Origin of the sequence: Nonomuraea candida (genome assembly GCF_000725485.1) — a bacterium.
Lineage (GTDB): Bacteria > Actinomycetota > Actinomycetes > Streptosporangiales > Streptosporangiaceae > Nonomuraea > Nonomuraea candida.
The window spans coordinates 15962-40207 of the sequence record NZ_JOAG01000060.1 but is presented as its reverse complement, the minus strand read 5'-3'; the positions used below and the strand labels follow the sequence as shown (position 1 = coordinate 40207).

Annotated in this window: 20 protein-coding genes; 9 read left to right on the top strand and 11 right to left on the bottom strand. The window is 72.2% G+C overall.

The features are described from left to right. Positions 1-407 precede the first annotated feature (407 nt). Positions 408-1154, top strand: coding sequence for an ErmE/ErmH/ErmO/ErmR family 23S rRNA (adenine(2058)-N(6))-methyltransferase (erm, locus tag IO39_RS39135; protein WP_063765432.1), 747 nt, complete (start codon positions 408-410; stop codon positions 1152-1154). Here erm and IO39_RS39130 read toward each other — a convergent pair. Continuing rightward, complete coding sequence (locus tag IO39_RS39130) at positions 1143-2528, bottom strand: putative hexosyltransferase (protein WP_043635044.1); 1386 nt, start codon at positions 2526-2528, stop codon at positions 1143-1145. The two genes, erm and IO39_RS39130, sit on opposite strands and share 12 nt — an antisense overlap. A 117-nt stretch (positions 2529-2645) precedes the next feature. Here IO39_RS39130 and IO39_RS39125 point away from each other — a divergent pair, with 117 nt between their 5' ends. After that, positions 2646-4223 (top strand): molybdopterin-dependent oxidoreductase, encoded by a 1578-nt coding sequence (locus IO39_RS39125; RefSeq protein WP_052423935.1) that lies wholly within the window; start codon positions 2646-2648, stop codon positions 4221-4223. A gap of 159 nt (positions 4224-4382) precedes the next feature. Here the strand turns inward: IO39_RS39125 and IO39_RS39120 are convergent, their stop codons facing one another. The 6 genes from IO39_RS39120 to IO39_RS39095 form a co-directional block, all read right to left on the bottom strand. Further along, positions 4383-6311, bottom strand: coding sequence for a chitinase (locus IO39_RS39120; RefSeq protein WP_084774266.1), 1929 nt, complete (start codon positions 6309-6311; stop codon positions 4383-4385). After that, positions 6308-7957 carry a carbohydrate binding domain-containing protein gene (locus tag IO39_RS55320; protein WP_063765431.1) on the bottom strand — a complete coding sequence of 550 codons (1650 nt, stop codon included), beginning with the start codon at positions 7955-7957 and terminating at the stop codon, positions 6308-6310. The genes IO39_RS39120 and IO39_RS55320 overlap by 4 nt, the downstream gene beginning before the upstream one ends. Before the next feature lie 53 nt (positions 7958-8010). Continuing rightward, positions 8011-9441 (bottom strand): carbohydrate-binding protein, encoded by a 1431-nt coding sequence (locus tag IO39_RS39110; RefSeq protein ID WP_043635042.1) that lies wholly within the window; start codon positions 9439-9441, stop codon positions 8011-8013. Further along, positions 9438-11039: a chitinase gene (locus IO39_RS59225; protein WP_043635040.1), complete on the bottom strand. Its 1602-nt coding sequence runs from the start codon at positions 11037-11039 to the stop codon at positions 9438-9440. The genes IO39_RS39110 and IO39_RS59225 overlap by 4 nt, the downstream gene beginning before the upstream one ends. Before the next feature lie 298 nt (positions 11040-11337). Further along, entirely contained in the window at positions 11338-13167 is a 1830-nt protein-coding gene (locus IO39_RS39100; protein WP_043635096.1) for a M14 family metallopeptidase, read from the bottom strand. A gap of 92 nt (positions 13168-13259) precedes the next feature. Then, positions 13260-13934, bottom strand: a complete 675-nt coding sequence (locus IO39_RS39095) for a nitroreductase family protein (protein WP_043635037.1) — start codon at positions 13932-13934, stop codon at positions 13260-13262. Between the two features lie 94 nt (positions 13935-14028). Between IO39_RS39095 and IO39_RS39090 the strand changes: the two genes are divergently transcribed. Further along, complete coding sequence (locus IO39_RS39090; RefSeq protein ID WP_043635035.1) at positions 14029-14535, top strand: Lrp/AsnC family transcriptional regulator; 507 nt, start codon at positions 14029-14031, stop codon at positions 14533-14535. Here IO39_RS39090 and IO39_RS39085 read toward each other — a convergent pair. Both IO39_RS39085 and IO39_RS39080 read right to left on the bottom strand, forming a co-directional pair. Next, on the bottom strand, positions 14516-15175 hold the full coding sequence (locus IO39_RS39085; RefSeq protein WP_043635030.1) for a hypothetical protein: 660 nt from the start codon (positions 15173-15175) through the stop codon (positions 14516-14518). The genes IO39_RS39090 and IO39_RS39085 overlap by 20 nt on opposite strands. Next, positions 15172-16566: a selenium-binding protein SBP56-related protein gene (locus tag IO39_RS39080; protein WP_043635028.1), complete on the bottom strand. Its 1395-nt coding sequence runs from the start codon at positions 16564-16566 to the stop codon at positions 15172-15174. The genes IO39_RS39085 and IO39_RS39080 overlap by 4 nt, the downstream gene beginning before the upstream one ends. 146 nt (positions 16567-16712) lie before the next feature. Between IO39_RS39080 and leuE the strand changes: the two genes are divergently transcribed. Further along, complete coding sequence (gene leuE, locus IO39_RS39075; protein WP_043635019.1) at positions 16713-17375, top strand: leucine efflux protein LeuE; 663 nt, start codon at positions 16713-16715, stop codon at positions 17373-17375. Positions 17376-17589: 214 nt separating this feature from the next. After that, entirely contained in the window at positions 17590-18231 is a 642-nt protein-coding gene (locus IO39_RS53455) for a VC0807 family protein (RefSeq protein WP_084774260.1), read from the top strand. Here IO39_RS53455 and IO39_RS51425 read toward each other — a convergent pair. Both IO39_RS51425 and IO39_RS39065 read right to left on the bottom strand, forming a co-directional pair. Continuing rightward, positions 18139-19155, bottom strand: coding sequence for a hypothetical protein (locus tag IO39_RS51425; protein ID WP_052423933.1), 1017 nt, complete (start codon positions 19153-19155; stop codon positions 18139-18141). The two genes, IO39_RS53455 and IO39_RS51425, sit on opposite strands and share 93 nt — an antisense overlap. A 37-nt stretch (positions 19156-19192) precedes the next feature. Next, positions 19193-20347 carry a sensor histidine kinase gene (locus IO39_RS39065; RefSeq protein ID WP_157549560.1) on the bottom strand — a complete coding sequence of 385 codons (1155 nt, stop codon included), beginning with the start codon at positions 20345-20347 and terminating at the stop codon, positions 19193-19195. A 391-nt stretch (positions 20348-20738) separates the two neighbouring features. On the opposite strand from IO39_RS39065, the gene IO39_RS39060 reads away from it, so the two are divergent. The 4 genes from IO39_RS39060 to IO39_RS51420 all read left to right on the top strand — a co-directional run bounded on the left by IO39_RS39060 (position 20739) and on the right by IO39_RS51420 (position 24229). After that, positions 20739-21356: a DedA family protein gene (locus IO39_RS39060; RefSeq protein WP_043635017.1), complete on the top strand. Its 618-nt coding sequence runs from the start codon at positions 20739-20741 to the stop codon at positions 21354-21356. Between the two features lie 36 nt (positions 21357-21392). Continuing rightward, positions 21393-22205, top strand: a complete 813-nt coding sequence (locus tag IO39_RS39055; protein WP_043635007.1) for a DMT family transporter — start codon at positions 21393-21395, stop codon at positions 22203-22205. Positions 22206-22319: 114 nt separating this feature from the next. Continuing rightward, entirely contained in the window at positions 22320-23531 is a 1212-nt protein-coding gene (locus tag IO39_RS39050) for a glycosyltransferase (protein ID WP_084774256.1), read from the top strand. Beyond that, entirely contained in the window at positions 23528-24229 is a 702-nt protein-coding gene (locus tag IO39_RS51420; protein ID WP_052423931.1) for a DUF998 domain-containing protein, read from the top strand. Before IO39_RS39050 ends, IO39_RS51420 begins: the two co-directional genes overlap by 4 nt. The last annotated feature ends 17 nt before the right edge of the window (positions 24230-24246 follow it).

Genomic DNA, 24246 nt, shown 5'->3' with positions numbered 1-24246 from the left:
ACGCGGGCTCAAAGCTCCGCGGTCGGCCGCGCGACGCGCCCCGCCGGTGCGTCGCGGTGCCCCCTGTGCCATGCGGTACCCCCGTGCGATGCGGTGCCCCCGAACGATGCGGTGCCCCGTTTAATGCGTTGCCGCCCCGCGGGCCCGCTCCGTACAGTGACCGGCATGTCATGCATGTTCACCTGCCAGGTTTTCATCCGCATCCGCGACGGCCGGGCTCTGGCCCGCCCGCGGACCCGATGACTTCGCCGACCTGAGGCCGAGCGTCCGCAGGCGCGCCCAGGGCCCTTCGAGACCTGTCGATCTCAAGGACCCGAAAGGGCAGTGCCGTGGCGAAAGATCACGCTCACCGTAACTATTCACACACCCAGAAGAAGGCCAGGAACAGCGGCGGCAGCCGCACGCCCGTGGATCGGGCGAGACGCGAGCTGTCGCAGAATTTCCTGGTCGACAGGCATGCCGTCGACCTGATGGTCAAGGCCGCCGCACCCGAGGGGCTCGTGCTGGAGCCCGGCGCGGGCGAGGGCGCGCTCACCCTGGCGCTGGCCTCGGCGGGCGCGCGGGTCGTCGGCTACGAGATCGACCCGCGGCTGGCGGGGCTGCTGGCCTCGCGCACGCGCAGCGATCCCCGGATCGAGGTGGTCAGGGGCGACTTCACGGCCGCGCGGGCGCCGCGCGAGCCGTTCGCGGTCGTGGGGAACATCCCCTACTCGGTCACGTCGAAGATCGTGGACTGGTGCCTGCGGGCGCCGGCGCTCACCTCGGCGACGCTGCTCACCCAGCGCGAGTACGCCCGCAAGCGCACCGGCGACTACGGCCGGTGGAGCCTGGTCACGGTGGAGTCGTGGCCGTGGTTCTCCTGGCGGCTGGGCGACACGGTCGGCAGGGAGAGCTTCCGTCCCGTACCGGCCGTGGACTCGGCGATCCTGCGCGTCGAGCGCAGGCCGGAGCCGCTCGTCACCGGCCGCCGCTCCTACCTGGAGCTGGTCGAGCTGGGCTTCGGCGGGGTGGGCGGCTCGGTGCGCGCCTCGCTGAAGACGCGCTACGACGGCGTGGACGCCGCGCTGGAGGCGGCCGGCGTGGCCCGCGACGCCGTCGTGGGCCACGTGCACCCCGACCAGTGGGTCACGTTGTGGGGGCGCCTATGCCGGTGACGTGATCCGGGCCGGTGACGCCAGGTCGCCGGCCGGGGCCGGGGCCGTCGCGACGCGGCGGCCCCACGGCATGGCCAGGGCCAGGATCGGCAGCAGCAGGATCGAGGCCCGCGACCAGTAGGAGTGCTGCAGCCACCAGCCGTTGACGTCGAACTGCGTCATGACGAGGTAGCCGTAGCCCGACCACAGCGAGACCGCCAGGACGGCCGGCCAGGCGAACCTGGTGGGCCGGGCGACCAGGAACGGCATGAACCACAGCAGGTACTGGGCGCCGAGCCGGGGCGTCACCACCATGAACACCAGCAGGATGGCCGTGGTCATGTCGACCGGGTCGGCCCGCCGCCACCAGAGGATGGCCAGGATCACGCAGCCGTAGATGAGGTTGGTGCCGAACGAGGCCAGGTCGGGCCGCAGGGCCCAGTCGCCGCCGGTGAACCACGGGGTCCAGCCGTATTCGCCGACGATCGGCCGGATGTCGCGGATGGTGTCGATGACCGCCGGGATCTGGTCGAGCCGCGTGCCCGCGAAGATCGGCAGCGTCACCAGGAAGAACAGCGGCACCAGCCCGGTGGTGAACAGGCCGACGATGCGGGCGCGCAGGTTGGGCAGCAGCAGCAGGAAGCCGGGGATCAGCCAGATCGGCCAGCTCTTCGCGCACAGCGCCAGGCCCATGAGCGCGCCGGCCAGCGCGCCGCGCCTGAGGTGGGCGCGGTCGTCGGGGCCGGGCAGCAGGGCCCGGTGCAGCATGCCGCCGCGGCCGATGACCCGCGGGATGGAGGCGCGCACGCCGTAGGCCGCCACGCCCCTGCGCACCTTGCCCACCACGTCGGTGACCAGGCCCGGCCGGTCGGGGTGGCCGGGGCCGCGGGCGACCACGAACGCGGCCACGCCGAAGACGAGCGCGACCGGCTCCACCTGGCCGTGGACGGAGGCGATGAGCACGGCGAGCGGGTTGAGCGCGTACTGCAGGGCGCGCAGCGACGCCTTGGGGCCGCCGGCCAGCTTGGCCACCAGCGGGATCAGCACGATGTCGGCGACCACCGTGACCAGGCGGCCGGCGTATTCCCACGGGATGCCCAGCCACAGCAGGATGCCGTAGACGTAGGGGATGGTCGGCAGGAAGTGCCAGCCGCCCTCGCTGGCCAGCACCGGGTCCTCGCCCCGCAGCACGGCCTCGCCCGCGGGCTTGAAGCTCTCCACGAAGTCGACCGGCTGCCAGGAGTCGATCGCCGAGGTGTACATGATGAGCACGCGGACGGCGACGCCCACCAGGATGGCGACGATGAGCGGAGGCCGCCAGTCACGCCATTGGGCGACGAGAGCGAGCGCGACACCGGCGACGAGGACGATCCCCGTGAGAAGTGCGTAATCCATGGCGGCCTCTAGCCTGCCGTACCCGGGGGACTGCCGCCACCTGGGCTTCCAATTCTTATCCCCGACATGCCGACACGTATCCCGATACGACATCACCGTCTGTGCTGAACTTTTTCCATGGGGGGATCGCAGGTCAACCAGGCACTGGTCAGGCTCTACTTCGAGGTGAGGGGTGGGCTGCGCGACCCGGTCGCGGCCTGGGCGAAACTCACAGGAGATTCACAGCTCTACCGGCGGGCGCGGGGCGAGCGGCGCGTGCCGCTGGACGACGGGACGGCGGCGGAGCTGGCCGCGGCGGCGATCGCCTACACCGCCGCCGTGCACGGGGCCGAGCAGGTGGCGGCGCTGGCCACCTCACCGCTGGCGGGGGTGGTGGGCGAGCTGGGCGGCGCGGTGCTGACCGAGCATCCGTGCGCGCCCGAGCAGGTGCTGGGGCCGCGCTTCACCGGCCCGGGGGCGGACGACTGGGCGCGGGCGGCCTACGTGCTGCTGTGGGGGGAGAACAACCGCCTGGTACGCACCGCGGACACCCCCTGGGTGATCGCCGGGCGCTACAAGGGGCAGAAGGTGGTCGCGATCGGCACGCACCCGACGCGGCTGTCGGACGAGACGCTGGTGGTCCGGCCGGGCACGGACGGGGCGCTGGCCATGGCCATGGGGCACGTGCTGCTCAAGGAGTTCTTCCTGGACCGCACGCCGTTCGACGGGCACGCGCTGGAGCGCACCGACCTGCCGTTCCTGGTGCGGTTGCGCGAGCGGGAGTCGGGATACGTGCCGGGCGGGCTGGCGGGCGGGGTGTGCGACCGGCTCAGCGTGTACGGCGGTGAGGCGGTGGAGGTGCTGCTGCCGCGCTTCGACGACGGGACGGGGGTGCTGCGGCGCGGCGTGCCCGTGGTGCGCGACGGCGGCGAGCTGGTGACGACGGTGTTCGACCTGCTGCTGGCCGTGTACGGGGTGGCGCGCCCCGGGCTGCCGGGCGTGTGGCCTTCGGGGTACGACGACCGCGGCGAGCCGTACACGCCGGGCTGGCAGGAGGCGTACACGGGGGTGACCCCGTCGCGGGCGCTGAAGACGGCGCGGGAGCTGGGCGTGACGGCGGAGAAGACCGGCGGGCGGTGCGTGATCGTGCCGGGCCGGCTGGAGACGCCGCACGCCGACACCGCCTACCGGGCGATGCTGGCGCTGCTGGTGCTGACCGGGTGCGGCGGCGGGTGGGCGCAGGCCGGGCAGGAGGGCATCCCGCTGGTGCCGTACCTGTGCCTGCACGCCTGCGGCGAGGACCGGGCCGACGTGGGCGCGCTGAGCTGGGCGCTGGCGGACGGGCTGTTCGCGCGCAGGTCGGCGCGGTCGGTGCTGCTGGAGGCGGTGCGCGACGGCTGGCCGATGGCGCCGCCGCCGCGCGTGCTGGCCCTGCCGCGGCCGATCTACCCGCTGCCGCCGGACGTGGACCTGCTGATCGGGCCCGACGAGCACTGCGACCTGTCGCCGCCCGACCCGGAGCTGGTGGCCGGGGCGCTTGCGGGGTGGGCCGGCGCCGCGGCCCGGGCCGAGCCGGGCGGGGCGCCGGCGGACGGGCGGATGCGGCTGCTGGTGGACCACGCCTGGATGCACGAGTACGGCGAGGCGCTGCCCACCTACCGGCCGCCCGGTCTGGGCATCCCGCTCAAACCCACCCAGCTCGTCCGCCTCACCTGAACCGGCCGGCCGGTTCAGGCGCTCCGCGACCGGCTCGGGCGAGCCGGCCGCGGGTGGGCGTGGTCGTGGGTGGGCTTGGTCACGGGCGGGCGTGGTTACGGGTGGGCGTGGTTACGGGTGGGCGTGGTTACGGGTGGGCGTGGTTACGGGCGGGCGTGGTTACGGCAGGGCGTCCAGGTAGGCGCGGTGGTTGCGGGAGAACTCGTGGCCGTTGTGCCGGTCCCAGTTGATCGACCAGGTCATCAGGCCGCGCAGCCCCGGGTAGACCCCGCGCGGCCGGTACGGCCCGCAGTTCGTGCCCTTGGCCAGGCAGTCGAACGCCTTCTGCACCTCCGCGACGCTGGTGAACCCGTTGCCCGCGTTGACCGAGGCGGGCAGCCCGATGGCCACCTGGTCCTGGCGCAGCGGCGGGAACACGTTGCCCGGACTGCCCATGATCGGGAACCCGGCCAGCAGCATGTCCGTCATGGCCACGTGGAAGTCGTGCCCGCCCATCGTGTGGTACTGGCCGTCGAGGCCCATGATCGGCCCCGAGTTGTAGTCCTGCACGTGGAGCAGGGTCAGGTCGTCGCGCATGGCGTGGATGACGGGCAGGTAGGAGGCGCTCCTGTTGTCGGCCGCGCCGTTCGGGCCGGGGCCGTAGAACTGGAAGCCGAGCTGGACGAAGAACGTCTCCGGGGCCATGGTCAGCGTGAACTTCGCGCCGTAGCGGCTCTTGAGCGTCTTGAGCGCGGAGATCAGGTTGACGATGACGGGGGTGGTGGGCGCGGCGAGGTCGGTGTCGCCGGGGTTGAGGTAGAGGGAGTGGCCCTCGAAGTCGATGTCGAGGCCGTCGAGGCCGTACCTGTCGATGATCGCGGAGACGGACTCGACGAACTTGTCGCGGGCCGCCGCCGTGGTGAGCTGGACCTGGCCGTTCTGGCCGCCGATCGAGATCAGCACCTTCTTGCCCCGGGCCTGCTTGTCCTTGATGGCGGCGATGAAGTCGGCCTCGGGCTCGACGTTCGGGCACTCGGCGGCCGGGCACTGGCGGAACCTGATGTCGCCCGAGGTGACCGAGGTGGGCTCGCCGAAGGCGAGGTTGATGACGTCCCACTCGTCGGGCACGTCACTCATCCGGATATATCCGGACCCGTTGGCGAATGAGGCGTGCAGGTAGCCGACCAGCACCCGCTCGGGCAGCTCTCCCCCGCCGCCGTCGGCGGTCGTGGTGCCGCTCGCCTCGGGCGAGTAGGCCGAGCAGTTGCCGGCGGCGTCGCAGGCGCGCACCTTGAAGCGGTACGCCGTGCGCGCGGCCAGCCCCGTCGCCCGGTGGGTGGTGCCCGTGACGGCGACGGGGGCGCCGCCGTCGCGCGAGACCTCGTAGCGGGCGACCCCGACGTTGTCGGTCGAGGCCGACCAGGTCAGGGTGAGCGACGAGGAGGTGGCGCCGCCGACGGCCAGGCCGCCCGGGACGCTCGGGGCCTGGGTGTCGGGCTCTCCGCCGGGGCCGTCGAGCACCACGTCGTCGGCATGGTAGGCGCCCTGGCCGTACCAGCCGTTGACGTGGATCGTCACCGACGTGGTCGAGGCGCCCGTCGTGAAGGACGTCCTGAGCTGCGCCCAGGCCGCGCCCGGCGAGCCCCACGTGCTGGCGTTGACCCCCGTCCCGGTGGCCCCCAGGAACACGTAACCGCCCTGAACCCAGGCCGAGAGCTGGTAGGCCGTGTTCGGCCGGACGGTGACGGTCTGCCGGCAGCGGGCGGTGTCGCTGCCGGCCGGGGTGGCGCGCAGCGCCTTCGTCCCGCCGTGCACGGGCGCGGTGACGGCCTGCGCGGCGGCGGTCGCCGAGCAGGTCCAGCCGGTCAGCCCCTCCTCGAAACCGGGATTCGCCGCGAGGTTCGCGGCGAGGCTGTTCGCGGCGATGTTCCCCGTGACGTTCCCCGTGACGTTCCCCGTGACGTTCCCCGTGACGTTCCCCGTGACGTTCCCCGTGACGTTCCCGGTGACGTTCCCGGTGACGTTTCCGGCGGTCTTGGCGGCGGCCGGGGTGGCGGTCAGCCCGAGGGCGAGCACCACCGCCGACGCGACGCCGATCAGGCTCCTCATCCGGTGAACCCCTTGAAGATGTTCGTGAACTCGTGGCTCGACTGGGCGATCCCGCTGCAGGTCGGCGAGACCCGGCCGTCGGGGCAGCCGCCGTTGTCGCGGCCCACCGACCAGAAGCCGATGAACCCGATGCGGTTGGCGTTGGCCCAGGCCAGCAGCTTGCGGGCGTCTGCCTGGGTGGTGGTCATGCCGGTGTCGTTCTTGCCGATCATCGGGGTGACGCCGAGCATGCGCTTGAGCTGCGCGTCGGACTTGGCCGGCCAGACGCCCTTCATCTGGCCGAGCGTGGCCTGCGCCGCGGCGATCATGGCGTCGCCCCAGTTGCCGGTGTAGCCGAAGTTCATCAGCATCGGGTTGACGATCACGTCCAGGCCCTTGGCCGCCGCGTCCTGGAGGATCTGCAGCGAGAACGGGTCCACGCCATAGTCCTGGCCCTGCACCCGCAGCGTGTAGCTGACGACGGTGCCGCGCTCGCTCTGGAGCTGCTTGAGCGCCGTGTTGACCTTGTTGACGTCGATGCTGGCCTCGACGTCCACGTCGAGGTGGTTGGTGCCGACCGTGTCCAGCACCTTCTTGTACGCGCCGGCCAGCGCCGCCGCGCTGCCGCACACGTGCTCCAGGTACGGCCCCATCGCCCCGCCGGTGGCCACGACGACCTGGCCGCCCTGCGCCTGGAGCGCCTTGACGTCGTCGACGATGCGCAGATCGGCGATCGGGATCGTGCCGCCCCACGCCGGGTTGCAGCCGGAGCTGTCGCCGAGCGCGAAGGCGAGCGTGTAGTTCTTGACCCCGGTCGCGCTCGCGGTGCCGGCCAGGGACGGCGTGGGCATCGTGATGTCGATGTAGGGGGCGTACCTGATGTCGCCGGTCGGCGGGGTGGTGTCGTCGGTGGTGGTGCCGGTGACGGGGGCGGAGTAGGCCGAGCAGTTGCCGGCGGCGTCGCAGGCCCTGACCCGGAAGGAGTAGGACGTCTTCGCGGTCAGGCCGGTGGCCGTGTGTCTCGTGCCGGAGACGGTGGCGGGGGCGCCGTTGTCCCGGGAGACCTCGTAGCGGGCCACTCCGACGTTGTCGGTCGCGGCCGACCAGCTCACGTCGAGGGTGGCGGCGGTCGCGCCACCGACGGCCACGTTGCCGGGGACGCTCGGGGCCTGGGTGTCGGGTTCGCCGCCGGGGCCGTCGAGCACCACGTCGTCGGCGTGGTAGGCGCCCTGGCCGTACCAGCCGTTGACGTGGATCGTCACCGACGTGGTCGAGGCGCCGGTGGTGAAGGAGGTTCTGAGCTGGGACCACTGGCCGCCGGGCGCGCCCCAGGTGCTGGCGTTGACGCCGGTCCCGGTGGCCCCCAGGAAGACGTAGGCGCCCTGCACCCAGGCCGAGAGCTGGTAGGCCGTGTTCGGCCGGACGGTGACGGTCTGCTGGCAGCGGGCCAGGTCGCCGCCCTGCGGGGTGGCCTGGAGCGCCCGCGCGCCCCCGTGCACCGGGGACGACACGGCCTGGGCCGCCGAGCAGGTCCAGCCGGTCAGCCCCTCCTCGAAGCCGGGGTTGGTGGCGAGGTTCGCGGAGGTGGTCCCGGCGGCGGAGGCCGGGGTGGCGGGGAGGGTGAGCAGGGTCGCGGCGAGCAAGACCGCCGGTCCTCGGAGTTTCATGGCGTCTCCTCACTGCGGCCCGCCCCCCGCGCGGGGGCGGGCCGCTCAGCGGGTCAGAAGCCGGCGGTGATCCGGGTGAACTCCCAGTCGGCCTGCGCGATGCCGCTGCAGTTCGCGACCACGCCGCCGCCGGGGCACGGGCGGTCGCGGTTGACGGCCCAGTAGGCGAGCCTGGTCAGCCCCTTGGACCTGGCCCAGTCGCGGATCTGGGTCCAGGTGCCGGGCGTGGTCAGCTCCTGCTGGTCGGACAGGCCGTTCATGCCGGAGATGCCCATCCGGGCGTACGCCTGGGCGTCGGTCCAGCCGAAGGCGTTCTTGAGCGCGTTCTTCAGGCCCTCGGAGGCGCTGACGGTGTCCTGGTACATGTTGGAGCTGCCGAAGTCGAACGGCATGATCGTGTAGTTGTCGATCGGCACGCCGAGCGCCTTCGACTGGTTGATGAGCCGGATGCCGTGGCTGTTCGGGCCGGTCCGCGTGGTGCCGAAGGTGACGACGATCTTGACGTTCGGGTTGTTCTGCTTGACGATCTTGAGCGCGTTCAGGATGCGGTCCTGGACGGTGTAGTTCTCGAACTCGTCGGTGTTCTCGATGTCGAAGTCCACCACGGCCGGGCCGACCGCGTTGATGACCTGCTGCACCGCGTTCGCGAACGCCTGCGGCGAGGAGCAGTTGGGGCCGAGCTTGTTGCCCGACCAGCCGCCGAAGGAGATCTGGACGCTGCCGCCCTTCGACTTGATCGTGTTGATCGCCTGCTGGTCGGCGCCGCCGGTCAGCGGGCGGTTGCCGTCCCAGGCGGGGGTGCAGCCGCCGCTGGACAGGATGAACGCCATCGTGAACGACTTGACGCCGGTCGCGTCCATGACCGTGCCGGGGTTCGGCGGGTTGCCCCAGCCCATGTAGAGGTAGGGCGCGCCGGGCATCCTGGCCGGGTCGGGCTGGCCGTTCCCCGGGGCGGTGGTGGCGGTGACCGCGTTGCTGGCCCCGGACACGTTGCCGGCCGCGTCGCGGGCGCGGACGGTGTAGGTGTAGCTGGTCTCGGCGGCGCGGCCGGTGTCGGTGTAGGAGGTGCCGCTCACCGTCGTGACCAGGGTGCCGCCCCGGTAGACGTCATAACCGGTGACGCCCACGTTGTCGGTGGCGGCGTTCCAGGCCAGCGAGACGCTGCTGGAGGTGACGCCGGTCGAGCGGAGGTTGCCGGGCACGGACGGCGCCGTGGTGTCGCCGCCGCCGCCCGTCCCCCGCTTCCACAGGGCGGGCACGTTCGGCGGCTCCCAGCCGGGCTGGGAGGTGTGGGCCTGGAGGCACACGTAGTCGACGCCGTCGTGGGTGACGGTCGCGCCGGCGGCGTAGGAGGTCCACGGGGCCCAGGCGGCGGCCACCTGCCGCACCGAGCTGTGCGCCGCGGGCGCGGCGGTCAGCGCGGCGCCGGTCAGCGCGAGAGCCAGTCCGGCCACCAGTGCGGTGAGCTTGCTGCGAAATCTCATGGCATTCCCTGGAGGTGGGGCTTGACGGTCTTGGAGAACGACCAGTTGTGGCTCGCGTCCCAGTTGATGGACCAGGTCATCGCGCCCCTGATGTCGGGGTAGGCGCGCGGTGGCGTGAAGGTCCCGCAAGCGGTGCGCTTGGCCAGGCAGTCGAGCGCCTGGTTGACGAGGGAGGGCGCGACGACGCCGCCGCCCGCCGCGCCCGGTCCCGCGGGCAGGCCCAGCGCCACCTGGTCAGGGCGCAGGCCGTTCTCGAGCTGGATGCAGGCCAGGGCGGTCATGAAGTTGACCGAGCCCTGCGCGTAGGCCTGGGCCTGGTCGCAGCCGAGCATCGAGCCGGAGTTGTAGAACTGGGTGTGCACGACCGTGAGGATGTCCTTGATGGACAGGGCGAGCTTGAAGTACTCCATCCCGGTCGACTGCATGTCGATGGTCTGCGGGGCCATCGTGATGATCAGATCGGCGCCGGCCTTGGCGCGCAGCGACCGCAGCGCCTGCGCCATGTAGGTGGAGTTGAGGCCGTTCTCCAGGTCGATGTCCACGCCGTCGAAGCCGTAGCTGCGCATGAGCGCGTACACCGAGTCGGCGAACCTCGTCGCCGCGGCGGCGCTGGCGACCTGCACCCGGCCGGCCTCGCCGCCGACGGACAGGATCACCTTCTTGCCACGCTGGTGCAGGGCCTGCACGTCGGCGCGGAACTGGGCGTCGGTGTAGCCGCCGACCGCCGTGGCCAGCGCCGGGTCGAGCGTGAAGACGACCTCTCCCGGAGTGGCCGTGGCCTCGCCGAACGCGATGGCGACCAGGTCGTACTCGTCGGGCACGGCCGACAGCTTGAGCTCGGTCGCGGCGTTGACGAAGTTGTGCCAGTAGCCGGTGAGGAAGTGCCGGGGCAGCGGGCCGCCGCCGGTGCAGCCGGTGGTGGTGGCGGTGGCCTCGCGGCCGGGCGACTCGCCCTGGTCGTTGTAGGCATTGACGGTGTAGGTGCGGGTCTCGCAGGGGCCGAGCCCGGTGATGGTCGCCGAGGTGGCGGTGGTGGCGGCCCTGACGGTGGCGCCCTCGTAGACGCGGTAGCCGGTGACCGTGCCGGTGGACGCGCCCCAGGTGAGGGTGATGGCGTTGCCGGTGGCGGTGGCGTTGACCGTGCCGGGCGCGCCGGGCGCTCCGGGGGTCTCGTCGCCGCCGCAGGAGGAGCCGTTCAGCGTGCAGCCGGTGATGCCGGGGAAGTTGCCGGGGCTGCCGTTGAAGCCGAAGCTGACGCTGGCCCCGGGGGCGAGCGAGCCGGCCCAGCCGGGGTTGGTGAAGGTGTAGTGCTGGCCGCTCCGGGTCATCACGGCGTCCCAGGCGGACGGGATGGTGTGGCCGGCGGGCAGGTCGAACTGCACGTTCCAGCCCGGCAGGGCGGTGGTGGTGCCGTTGGTGACGGTGACCCTGCCCTCGAAGCCGGAGCCCCAGTCGGCCACCTTGACGAAGGTCGCGGTGGCGGCCTGGGCGGCCTGGGCTTGGGCGGGCAGGGCTTGGGCGGGCAGGGCTTGGGCGGGCAGGGCTTGGAGGCCGAGGGCGAGGGTGGCCAGCGCTAAGAGGATCGCGCGTAGTCTCACGGTTCTTCCTTCGGGGGGTGTGCGTGCCGTACGGCTTGCACCGGGGGGTGAGAGCGCAAGCCGTACGGCACGGCCCGGGTGAGGCGGAAACACGGGCTTGGGGGGTGTCGGCGCGAGTAACCTTGCAGCGGTTGTTAGGTCTTGTCCGATTGGTGATTACTTTTAGGAAAGTTTCCTAAGAGTTGTCGCGATCGTAGCTTTGACGTTGCACGCTTACAAGACCCAAACACGACTCCGCCGCACGGGACCGGAATCCCGTGCGGCGGAGCTGATCGTGACGATCTCCGGTCGGTACGGCCTACGGCTGCCGGGTGATCCTGACGTCGTCCACGCCCGCCTCGACCAGCGAGGCCCCCGAGGCGTCGGCCGCGTCCACGAGGATCCGGACGGTCTGGCCCGCGAACGCGTTCAGGCTCGCCGAGGCCGTGGCCCACGAGCCGTTGCGGTTGGCGGCCGCGCCGGCCTGGTTGAACACCGTGGCCGTGGTGTCGCCGACCACGCGGACCCGCAGGTAGTCGGCGCTGGAGGCGTTCGAGCCGTGCGCCAGGTACCACGAGAAGGACAGGTTCAGCGCGCCCGTCGCGGGCAGCGTGATGGGCGGCGACTGGATCGAGGTGACGCCGCCGTCGACGTCGTGGTCGCCCGCCGCGGCGCCCGCCAGCCGGCCCGTGACCAGGTCGTTCGTGCCGCTGACCGTGGTGCCGAGCTGCTTGGCGCCGCTGGACGTGGTCGCGGCCGGATCACCGCGCTCCCACTGGCCCGCGGTGGCGGTGTCGGTGCCGCCCGGGTTCGCCGTCCAGCCGGTGGCCGTCTCGAAGTCGTCGGAGTAGACGGTCAGCGGCGGGTTGCCGGTGCCGCAGTACTGGGCCTCCTTGCCGATGATGCGGTAGACGCAGTCCGAGTACTCCAGGAAGCGCAGCACCGCCTCCCTGTTGCGGGTGGTCTGCGGGACGATCTGCTCGTCCGGCGGGTAGAAGCCCGGGCTGGCACTGGTCGGATACATCTCGAAGGTGAAGCTGAAGATCTTGTAGGCGCCCCACATCCAGTCGTCGATCGTGCCGTCGGTGATGTAGAGGTCGCTGGCCTGCTCGGGGGTGTAGCCGTTGGTCGAGGCCATGTTCTGGCCCAGGGTGGCGTGCGCGTCCCGGTCGTCCTGGGTCAGGCCGGGCGCGGTGTCGTTGTAGGTGTAGCCGTAGGGCCACAGGATCAGCTCGCTGTAGGTGTGCCAGTCGATGTGCGACTTGATCTGCTGCACGCCGCCGACCACGCGGCTGCGCACCCAGTTGGCCGCCGCCCTGACCTCGGGCGCCGACTCCGCGCTCGCGCCCCGGTACGTCTCGCTCGACGCCGAGCCGGAGGAGCCGCCGCAGCAGCCCCAGTTGTAGGCCCAGTTGCGGTTCATGTCGGTGCCCACGGCCGAGGAGCCGGAATTGGGCTGGCGGTTCTTGCGCCAGGAGCGGTAGCTGCCGGTGGCGATGTCGTACTCGCCGCCGTCCGGGTTCATGTCCGGCATGATCCAGATCTCCCTGGTGTTGACCAGGTTGGTGATCCTCGCGTCGCTGCCGTAGTTGTCGGTGAGCAGGCGCATGATGTAGAGCGCCATCTCGACCGTGAGGTGCTCGCGGGCGTGCTGGTGCGCGGTGAACAGGACCTCGGTCTCGTTCTCGTCGGCGCCCACGTTGTCGCTGATCTTGATCAGGCGCAGGTTCCTGCCCTCGTACGACGTGCCGTAGTTCGACTGGCTCATGATGGTGGGATGGGCCGCCACCATGGCGTTGATGGCGGCGTTCATCTCCGCGTAGTTGTGATAGCCCGAGTCCGCCGGCGGGAAGTCAAACGCCGCGGCGGCGGACGGGGGTGTCGGGCGCGGGGCCTCCGCCACCCGGAAGCCGAGCCGCTTGATGGCGGCGACCTCGGCCTCCGTGGCCGTGACCAGCACCGAGTCGGCGGCCACCTCTTCGATGGCGGCGCCGGTGGCCGCCACGGCGCTGCGCTGCCGCGCGTCGGCCGGGCCCGACACCCTGTACTGCTTGTTGGGGGGCGGTTCGGCGGTGGCGCCCGCCCCTGTCATGCCGGTCAGGCAGATCAGGCTGAGGGCGGCCAGCAGGATGACTAATCGGCGTATCACCACGTCCTCCTCAGGCGCGCGGGTTCGGGGGGTGTTGACTCGCGCCTGAACTGAGAGTGATGACGTTGGATGCCCTCGCAAAGGCCCAAATTTCAGGAGATGTGGATCAGGGCCTCCTCCAGCGGTTTCCTGGTCAGGTCGGGCACCTCGGCCCCCTCGGCGGGATAGCCGACCGGGAACAGGATGTAGGGCCGCTCGTTGGCCGGGCGGCGGCAGATCTCGCTCAGGAAGGCCATCGGGTTGGGCGTGTGGGTGAGCGTCGACAGGCCCATCACGTGCAGCGCCGTGATGAACAGGCCGCAGGCGATGCCGACGCTCTCGTTGACGTAGTAGTGCCGGACCTTCTCGCCCCCGGCGGTCAGGCCGTACTTCTCGGCGAAGCACACCACCAGCCAGGGCGCCACCTCCAGGTAGCCCTTGTCGGAGGTGGTCTCCAGCGGCGCCAGCGCCGCCCGCCACTCGGGCGGCAGCCGGCCGCCCTCGTAGTTCTGCCGCTCCTCGGACTCGGCCGCCTCGCGCACGCGCCGCTTCGTCTCGGCGTCGCCGATGACCACGAACTTCCACGGCTGCTGGTGCGCCCCCGACGGCGCGGTGTTGGCCGCCCGCACGGCCAGCTCCACGCACCGGTACGGCACCGGCTCGGGGCTGAACGCCCGCACGCTGCGCCGCCCGGCCACCAGCCGGTGGAACTCCTCGCCGCGCCTGACCATCTCCTCGGGCTCGTGACGCTGGGGTGTGTAGGGAACGAACGGGTGCCGGTGCTCCATAAGATCCGAAGTCTCGGCACCGGCGGCGGCTCTGACAACAGCGACCCTCGTATGCTGCCGATCTGACAGCACAAGCGGCTTTTGGGAGACGAATATGCCGGCACGCCGCCACGGTCTCGACGATCTCGACCGCGAGGTGCTCCGCCTGGTCGCCGAGCGCCCGCGCAGCGGCCTGCTGGAGATCGCCCGGCTGCTGGGGGTGGCGCGGGGGACCGTGCAGGCCCGGCTGGACCGGATGACCGCCGACGGCGTGATCACCGGTTTCGGCCCGGCCCTCTCCCCCGCCGCCCTCGGCCACCCGGTGCAGGCGTTCACCACGCTGGAGGTCGAGCAGGCCTCCCGCGAGCACATCTCCGCCACGCTGGAGGCCATTCCCGAGCTGCTGGAGGCGTACATCGTGACCGGGCCCGGCGACGTGCTGTGCCGGATCGCCGGCCGCGACCACGAGCACCTCCAGCAGGTGATCGACCGGATGCTGACGATCCCCGGGGTGCGCCGCAGCACCACCGTCATCACCCTGTCCACCGTGGTGCCGCACCGGGTGCTGCCGCTGGCCGCCGCGCCCGGCGCGGACCGCACGGTCAGGCCGCGGCCAGCGTGATCACCCCGGCGGCCACGAGCGCCACCGCCCACATCCGGTCCACGTTGAACCAGGCCCGCCGGAGCACCGCCAGCCCGGCCACCTTGTAGACCACCACCGCGATCACCCCGGCCACCGTGAACATGGCCAGCGTGTGCAGGGCCGCGACGCCCAGCCCGCCGGAGACGGCGTGGCCCAGCCCGCCGGAGACGGCATGGCCCGCGTGCCCGCCCGCGTGCCCCGCGGCGTGACCTCCGGCGTGCCCTCCGGCGTGCAGGGAGGTGAAGACCGGCAGCAGCATCAGGCCGGCGCCGTGCGCCGACGACATCAGGAACGACCAGCAGGCGAGCTGCCAGAGCGACAGCCGCATCCCCACCCACCGGAAGTGCCGGCGCGACAGCAGCCGCCACAGCCCGAACCCCACCAGCACCGCCCCGCCCCCGATCGCCAGCGCCGTGCCCGTGACCAGGGAGCCGGTGGCGGCGACCACGAGCGCCACCAGGGCCACCGAGGCGAGGTGGCCCAGGGCGATCGCGGGGAGCGACCGGAGCAGCCGGTCCAGGCTGCGCTCCTGAAGGCCGCGGGCCACGGCGAAGAGCCAGCCCATGGCCGGGTTCAGGCCGTGGAAGGCGCCCAGCAGGAGCACCGCGGCGAGCGTCACGGGTAGCAGTAGGAGTCGGAGGAGGCGTCGCCGCCCTGCAGGCGCACCTGGTGGGGGCGCAGCCCGCGGAAGGCGTCGCCGTGCGGGAAGAAGCGCGGGTCGAAGGCGAACGCGTCCGTGTCGATCCTGGCCATCCAGGCGCCCACCCCCTCGGGGTAGAACTGGTCGTCCCAGGCGCCGTACAGGGAGTTGGTGAGATAGACGCGGCGGCCGTCGCGGCTGACCTCGACCATCTGCGGGCCGCCGCGCAGCGGCAGCGCCGGCTCGGCCGGGTGCGGGGTGCGGCCCACGATGCCGCCCACCCGCAGCGCGCCCAGCTCCACCGGCCGGTACGGGTCCGACACGTCGTACTGCTTGATCTCCCCGGTGCCCCAGCACGAGACGTACAGCCGCCGGTCGTCCACCGACAGCGCGATGTCGGTCACCAGCGGCGGCACCGCGCCGAAGGGCTTCAGCAGCGGCGGCAGCAGGTCGGGGTCGGCCGGCTCGGCGGGGATGGAGATGACCTTGCGCGCCTGCCAGCGCCCGTCGTCGGCGTGGTGCCAGAGCCAGACGGACGCCGACAGGTCCGCCACGCTGACGACCACGCCGACGAAGCCGTACAGGCGGGTGGGGTCGTGGGCGGGGCGCAGCTCCAGCGGCATCTGGTGCTCGTCGCCCAGGTCCACCTCCTGCACGTGCGCGCGCTTGCGCAGGTCCCAGAAGTGCAGCTTGTGGCCGTATTTACGGCCGAGCAGCAGCTCCCCGACCAGCCCGTCCTCGATCATGGAGGGCGTGCCCCACTCGGAGGAGATCAGCACGTCCTGGTTGATGTGCCACCAGAAGTCGTAGGCCAGGTACTGCGGGCCCCGGTCCAGCTCCCACTGCCCCACCACCTCGAAGGTGGTGTGGTCGAGCACCGCGATGCCGCCCGGCCCCTCCGCGCCGCCGGCGCCGCCCAGGGCGGAGACGTACAGGCCCTCGGGGCCGCAGTGCACGGTGTGCGGGCGCGAGTAGCCTGCGCGGCGGGCCAGCGTCTCCGGTTCGATCACCTTGACCAGCTCGGGGCTGATCCGGTCCTTGGTGTCGTAGATGTGGATGCGCGAGGAGCGCAGGCCGGGCACGACCAGGTAGCGCCGCTCCACGTGCGGGTGCGGCGCGTTGGGGCACAGGGCGCTGCTGCAGGCGTTCCAGCCGAAGTGGTGCAGCTCGTCGCCGGTGTTCGGCAGGTCGGTCCAGCCGGCCACGGTGCCGTAGCCGGGCGAGGACGGGTCGGTGTCGATGACGGCCAGGGCGTCCGGCCGGGCGGCGGAGCGGTCGAAGGCGGCGACGTAGGCGAGTTGCTCGGCGGGGGCGTCGGCGGCGTCCCTCGGGGAGGCGTAGAACGTGGGGTCCGGAGTCCAGAGGCTCATCCTCTCAGGTAAGGACCGATTTCCTACACAGTCAATAGGTAATTCGCGGACCGGACGCGGACGGCCGCGCCTTTCCTCAGGAGTTCCCAGCGACTCATCACGAGATACCGTGATATGTCACCACTTCTTCCCCAAGGCGAGCACCCATGTTCTTCGGTATCACGGACTTCTGGGCCTACATCGTCGGCGCCTTCCTGATCATCCTGCTGCCCGGCCCGAACTCCCTCTACGTCCTGACCTACGCCACCCGGCACGGCGTCCGCGCGGGCTACCGCGCCGCGGCGGGCGTCTTCGCGGGCGACACCGTCCTGATGATCCTCACCGCCGCCGGCGCCTCCTCCCTGCTGAAGTCCAACCCGCTGCTGTTCATGATCGTGCAGTACGCCGGCGCCGGCTACCTGGCCTGGCTCGGCCTGCAGATGATCCGCGGCGCCTGGCAGAGCCGCCGGGAGACCGCCCATAAGACGACCGCCGAGACGACCGCCGATGCGACGGCCGAGGGCCGCTCGCGCCCCTTCCGCAAGGCCCTGGCGATCAGCCTGCTGAACCCGAAGGCGATCCTCTTCTTCGTCTCGTTCTTCGTCCAGTTCGTGGACCCGGGCTATGCCAACCCCGCGCTGTCGTTCCTCATCCTGGGCGCGATCATCCAGGTATTCAGTTTCCTCTACCTGACCGCCCTGATCTTCGGCGGCGCCTTCCTGGCCGGCCAGTTCCGCCGCCGCCGGAAGCTGAGCGCCTGGCTGACCTCGGGCGTCGGCGCCGTTTTCCTGGGGTTCGCCGCGAAGCTCGCCACCGCTTCACCGGGATGAAAGCCGCCGTCAAGGCGGCGCTGTTTCCGTGGAAACAGATGGAACGCGTCAAAAGAGGCGGTCGCACCACGCCGCCTCGGGTACGGTAGGCCACCGGCGTGCTTCCCGGGACGGCGATGATGCCGCATCGGTGACATCGAGCCATCCATCCAGGAAAGCGTGGTCCCCCGTAGCCCGGGTAGTCGCTGATCGTCGGCCTATCTGCGGAGCAGCCTTGAACCATCCTCCGGTCACCCTCCCACGCCTCACCGCGCTCGCCCGGCAGGCGGCTCCGCGGCTGCTCGAAGGCGTGGTCGCCCCCCTCGCGGTCTTCTATCTGGCCATGGTCGTCCTCGGCTTCCAGTGGGCGCTCGGCCTCACCGTCGCCTGGGTCTACCTCGGGGTCGCCTGGCGGCTCGTCAAGCGGGTCAAGGTGCCCGCGACCATGTACCTCGCCGCGTTCGCGATCACGATCAGGGCGATCGTGGCGTTCTGGACCGGCACGTGGATGTGGTTCTTCATCCAGCCCGAGATGGGCACGATCTGCATCAGCCTGGCCTTCCTCGCCTCCGTCCGGCTGAACCGGCCGCTGGTGCAGAAGCTGACGCTCGACTACATCCACCTGCCGTCGGCGGTGCTCAAGCACGAGCGCACCCGCAAGTTCTTCGCCAGGATCACGCTGTTGTGGGCGTTCGTGCTGCTGATGAACTCCACGCTGAGCATCTTCCTGGCGGTCTACGAGTCGCTGGGCGGCTCGCTGGGCACGTTCATGCTGCTGCGCACCTCAGCGGTGGCCGTGATCAGCGGCACGGCGATCGCGTTCTCGGTGATCGCGTTCAAGCGGCTCCTGCGCCGGCTGCACGTCGCCCACGCCTGAGCGGCCGGCCGCGAGCCGTCCCCCGGGGCCCGCCGCGAGCCCGGCCGACCGCTCCGTCAGCAGGAACGCGCCGCTGAGCCCCATCACCAGCCCGGTCAGCAGGCCGAACAGCTCCACGAGGTCGGCCGCGCCGCCCCCGCCCGCGGCGAGCGGGCCGCCCGCGGACCTGACGATCATGGCGTAGAGGCCCCACCCGAACAGCACGCCCGAGCCCAGCCAGGCCAGGGCCAGCGGGCGCCGGAACGGACCCCGCGCCCGCCGCCGCACGATCGCCACCAGCGCGACGGCGCCGGCCAGGGTGAGCAGGCCCTTCAGCCCGTTCTGCAGGCCCGCGGCCAGGTCGCCGCCGAACGCCCACACGAGCCGCACGCCGCCCAGCACCACGCACACCATCAGCGCGCCCACGGCCACGACCGTCTGGAACGGCCGGGTCGGGCTGGGGAAGGGGGCGTCCGCGGCCGTGGTGAAGACGGCGGGCCAGCGGTCCCGGGCGTACAGGACGAAGGCCGCCATGAGGCCGATGCCCTGCCCGGCGAACCCGCCGTAGACCATCACGTAGACCCACGGCTCGATGGGCCCGGTGAAGACGTCCGGCCCCGCGGAGACCAGGACGACCGGCGCGGCCACGACCACCACCGACAGCAGGCCCGTGCCCACCCACAGCGGCAGCAGCACCAGCCAGGCGGGCAACCGCGAGCCCCAGCGCATCGTGAAGGCCAGCGCCAGCACCAGCGCGACGGCGTCCATGCCGAAGGTCATCGCGTTGAGCCCGACCATCGCCGGGTCGTCCATCAGGCCGGGGTCGGTCACGCCGGTCGAGTTGCCGGTCAGCCAGAGGAGCTTCAGCGTGAGGTAGGGGAGCATGGCGGCGACGGCCACGATCGCGGCGGTGACGCGGCCGATGCCCGGTCGTTGTCGGTTCATGGACCGAGCCTCGCGGACCGGGCGGCCGGCGCCCTCCCTACGGGCGGGGATCCTCCTCCCCCTCGCGGGGGATGGTCACGGTCAGCTCGAAGCCGTCGCCGGCCGGGCCCGCGGAGAGCGTGCCGCCCGCCAGCCGGACGCGCTCGCGCAGGCCCGCCAGCCCCAGCCCGCCCGTCCTGGCGGTGGGCCGGGAGCGCGCGGGCCCGTTCCGCACGCGGACGCGGTGCGGCGAGACCGACACCTCGACCGCGGCCCCCGGGGCGTGCTTGGCCGCGTTCGTCAGCCCCTCCTGCACCACGGCCCGCGCCAGGCCGGGCACCGGGCCGGGCGCCAGGTCCAGGGTGATCGCCATGCCGGAGTCGGCGGCGCGGCGCACCAGCTCGGAGACGTCCTCGCCGACCGGTGACAGCGGCGCGGCGTCGGCGTCCTCGCGCAGCAGCCCGATGATCTGGCGCAGCCGCTCGGTGGCGTCGGCCGCCGCGACGCGCAGCTCGCCGGCCGCCTTGACCTGGGCCGGGGCGAGCCCCGGGGAGAGTTCGAGGCCGGCGGCCCGGACGGCGATGAGGGCCAGGTCGTGGCCGAGCGAGTCGTGCATGTCGCGGGCGATCCTGGCCCTCTCGCGCAGCCTGGCCTGCGCCTCGGCCGACAGCCGGGTCTGCCGCCGCTGCTGCAGCAGCTTGCGGCGCAGCAGCCCCAGCAGGTAGGGCACGAGATAGGTGCCGACCAGCGCGGTCAGCATGGACACCCACAGGCCCAGGTCACCGCCCAGGGCCAGCACCACGGCCACGCCGACGAGCGAGATCAGCCCGAACGTCACCAGCGCGGGAAGCGTCCGGAGCAGCCGCCGCCCGGTCAGGTACGCGTACCAGATGATGAACGGCGTCGTCGGCAGCAGCGGGAAGATCTTGACGTTGCGCCTGGGCAGCAACCAGGTCAGGTCGACGGTGGCGAACCCCTCGGTGAACCGCCACGGCCCCATCGGCAGCAGCAGCACCAGGGCGGCCAGCGGCCGGCGGCGGCCGACGAGCACGGCCGCCGCGGCCAGCACCATCCTGGGCCCCGTCACCATGCCGAACCCGGCCGGGTCCCGGAACGGGTCGGGCCCCATCGCGGCGATGAAGATGCACAACCCGGCCCAGAGCAGCAGGTCATAGACCACCTGGCGGCGGCTGTCCCGGCGAAAACGCTTCACCGGACCGACGTTAGCCGCAGCGCCGGACCGGGGGTGCCGTCCGAAGTCAGGCGGCGACCCCGACGAAAGTCGGGGTAGGGCGCCGGCCACCGTCCCGGTGGGGCTAACCCCACCTTGAATCCGCCTACCTCCACTCCTGATTCCGCCCGCGCGAATCGGTTGGATCGAAGGTGTCAGCAGGAGGTCGCAGGCCCGCCCCCGACGAAAGTAGGGGGTGACGCGTGCCGATCGTCCGATGTGCCGTGACCTGCGGAGTTTCTACCTTCATGGGGTACCGGCCCTGACCCGCGTCGGGGAAAGGGCCGCGTACGACCGGGGGCATCCCCGATGTCCCCGGCCATGCCACACCGACACGCTGTGTGGGTGCCCTAAAAGATCGGAGTACACGCTCATGTCGCACGCCATCCTCGACCTGGTCCAACAGGTGATGTCGTCGCCGTGGTTGTACCTGGCGCTGTTCGCCCTGGCGCTGCTCGACGGGTTCTTCCCCGTCGTGCCCGCCGAGACGTCGGTCATCACCGCGGGGGTGTTCGCCGCCACGGGCGAGACGAACCTGGCCCTGGTCATCCTGGTGGCGGCGCTGGGCGCGTTCAGCGGGGACCACATCTCCTATCTGATCGGCAAGAAGTCGGCCGGGCGGCTGCGGGAGAAGAAGGCCTTCGTCTGGGCCAGGGGCGCGCTGGCGGAGCGGGGCGGGCTCGTCCTGGTCGTGGCCAGGTACATCCCCGGCGGGCGGACCGCGACCACGCTGACCATGGGCGCGGTGCGCTACCCGCTGCGCTCGTTCAGCTTCTTCGACGCGATCGCCGCCTCCTCGTGGGGGGTGTACTCCGGGCTGATCGGCTTCTTCGGCGGGATGGCCTTCGAGAACGACCCCATCAAGGGCCTGCTGCTCGGCCTGGGCATCGCGCTGTCCGTCACCGCCGTGGTGGAGATCGTGCGCTGGGTCAGGAAGCGGCGCGCCATCAAGGCTTCCCCGGAACGCCTTCCTGCGGACACGTCCGTTTGACCCTGCCTGGCAACCATCCGTCTGAAAGGAGTGCGCATGACTGTGCTGGCCGCGGTGATCGCCCTGGTCGGTTCGCTGTTCTTCGCGCTCGGGGCCGCGCTGCAGCAGTTCGAGGCGGCCGGCTCCGCCAAGCCGGGGATGCTCGCCCTGCTCCGCCGGCCGCGCTGGCTGCTGGGCGGCGTGTCCATCCTGGCGGGTGGCGGCCTGCACATCGTCGCGCTCGGCCTCGGCCCGCTGACCATCGTCCAGCCGATGGGCGTGGCCAGCCTGCTGTTCGCGCTGCCGCTGGCCGCCACGCTGCACGGCCGCAGGCCGTCGCGCAAGGAGCTGGCGGCCGCCGGGGTGGTGGCGGCCGGGCTGATCGGGCTGGTGCTGCTGGTCCCCGAGTCCCACGGCCCCACCGTGCTCAGCCCGAACGGCGTGCTCACGCTGCTGGGCGTGGCCGGCGTGGCGGCGGTGCTGCTGTGGGCCGGCTCGAAGGCGGTCTCGCCCGCGGGCCGGGCGGCGCTGCTGGCGACCAGCTCGGGCGTGCTGTACGGCGCCACGGCCACGCTCATGCGCGTGCTCGTGGACGGCGCCTGGAACTGGTGGTACCTGCTGGCGCTGCCGGTCCCCGCGCTGCTGGCGCTGGTGATGTTGCAGCGCGCGTACGCCGTCGGCCACTTCGGCGTCTCCTTCGCCTCGTTGCAGATCGCCGACCCGCTGACCGCGGTGGCGTTCGGCGCGCTGCTGCTCGGCGAGCCGCTGCCGACCGGGGTGCTCCCGGTCGTGGCGGCCCTGCTGACCGCCGCGGGCACCGTCGCCCTGGCGCGGACGAGCCCGCTGGAGGCCCACCGCGACCCCGCCTGACGCCTTCACCCGACCTGCCCGGCCCGCCCCGACCTGCCCGACCTGCCCGACCTGCCCGACCGAATTCCGTCCCCCGGCTCTCCCCAAGCCGTACCGAACGAGGAGCTCACTTCCATGGCCATGCCCCTGCACACCGTCCCCGACGTCGCCACCCTCTCCCCCGCCCCGCAGCGTCCCCGCCGGGTCCTGATCTCGTCCGACACCTATCCGCCGGACGTGAACGGCGCCGCCTACTTCACCCACCGCCTGGCCACGGGCCTGGCCGCGCGCGGCAACGAGGTGCACGTGGTCTGCCAGTCGGAGGCGGGCCCAGCCAGCGCCGACGTGGTGGACGGCGTCGTCGTGCACCGGCTGCGCTCGGCGCCGCTGCTGGTGCACCCGACCATGCGCGTCACGGTGCCGACCCGGCTGGACCGGCTGATCGGCGCCATCAAGCCGGACGTGCTGCACACCCAGGGCCACTTCGTGGTCGGCCGGGCCGCCATCGCCGCCGCCCGGCGCGCCGGGGTGCCGATCGTCGCCACCAACCACTTCATGCCCGACAACCTCTTCCAGTTCGCCCACATCCCCGAACGGCTGCGGATCAAGGCCGGCCGGCTGGCCTGGCGCGACTTCAGCCGGATCTTCAGCCGGGCCGACCACATCACCACGCCCACCCCGCTGGCCGCCAAGCTCCTGGCCGACCAGGGTTTCGCGCGTGAGGTCGAGCCGGTGTCCTGCGGCATCGACCTGACCCGGTTCCACCCGCGCGCCGAGCCGAAGGCGTGGGCGCGCAAGATGTTCGGCCTGCCCGACCGGCCCACGATCCTGTTCGTCGGCCGCCTGGACGAGGAGAAGCGGCTGGACGAGATCATCCGCGCGCTGCCGCTGGTGCTCAACGGGACCGACGCGCAGGTGGCGCTGGTCGGCAAGGGCAACCAGCGCGACGAGCTGGAGAAGCTGGCCAGGCGCATCGGAGTGAGCGAGCGGCTGTTCTTCCTCGGCTTCGTGCCCGACGCGGACATGCCGCAGGCGTTCGCCGCCGCCGACGTGTTCGCCATGCCGGGCATCGCCGAGCTGCAGAGCATCGCGACGCTGGAGGCGATGGCCTCGGGGCTGCCCGTGGTGGCCGCCGACGCGATGGCGCTGCCGCACCTGGTGGAGGAGAACGGCTACCTGTACCAGCCCGGCGACGTCGTCTCGCTGGCCCGCCACCTGACGGCCATCCTGGCCGACGACGTCCTGCGGGCCCGGCTCGGCAAGGCCAGCAGGGAACTGGCCCTCACGCACGACGACCAGTCCTCGCTCGCCCGGTTCGAGCGGATCTACGATGAGGTGGGGCGATGACTCCCGCGCAGAGCGTCTGGGCGACCGTGATCGGCACGCTGGTGTCGGCCTGCGCGCTGGCGTACGCGGATCTCGCGCTCCCCACGCAGGTGCTGCTCAGCGACTACGCGCTGGTCTCCGGCGGGCTGGTGCCCGTGCTGGTCGGGATGCTGGCCCTGGCGGGGGCCTGCCTGTGTCTGGCGTACGGGCTGGCCGCCACCGAGCCGGCGCGCACCGCGGCCGCCCGGGTGCTGCTGCTGGCCGGGGCCGCCGGGCTGATGATGAGCGCGGTCTTCCCCACCGATCCGGGCACCTCGCAGATCGGCACGCTCTCCGGCGAGATCCACCGCTGGTCGGCGGCCCTCGTGTTCACCTCGCTGCCGGTCGCCGGGTGGGTCCTGGCCCGGGGCAGGCGGGCCACCCCCGGGTGGAACGCGGTGCGCGCCATGAGCATGGCCTCCGCCGTGGCGCTGGCCGTCTACCTGGCCGCCCACCCGGCCTCCTTCACCTCGCCGCTGATCAACGGGGCCGGCTACTACGGGCTGCTGGAGCGCGCCGTGGTGGTGGGCGAGATGGCGCTGCTCGTCGCCATGGCACTGGTCGCGGTCGCGGGCAGGGGCACCGCCACGGCCGCGGTCGCGCCGCCGGAGCAGGCCGGCGCCGGGGCGGGACGGCAGCGGCGGGACGAGGCCGGGGAGCCGGAGCAGCTGGCCGCCTGAGGCCACACTTCGACCGC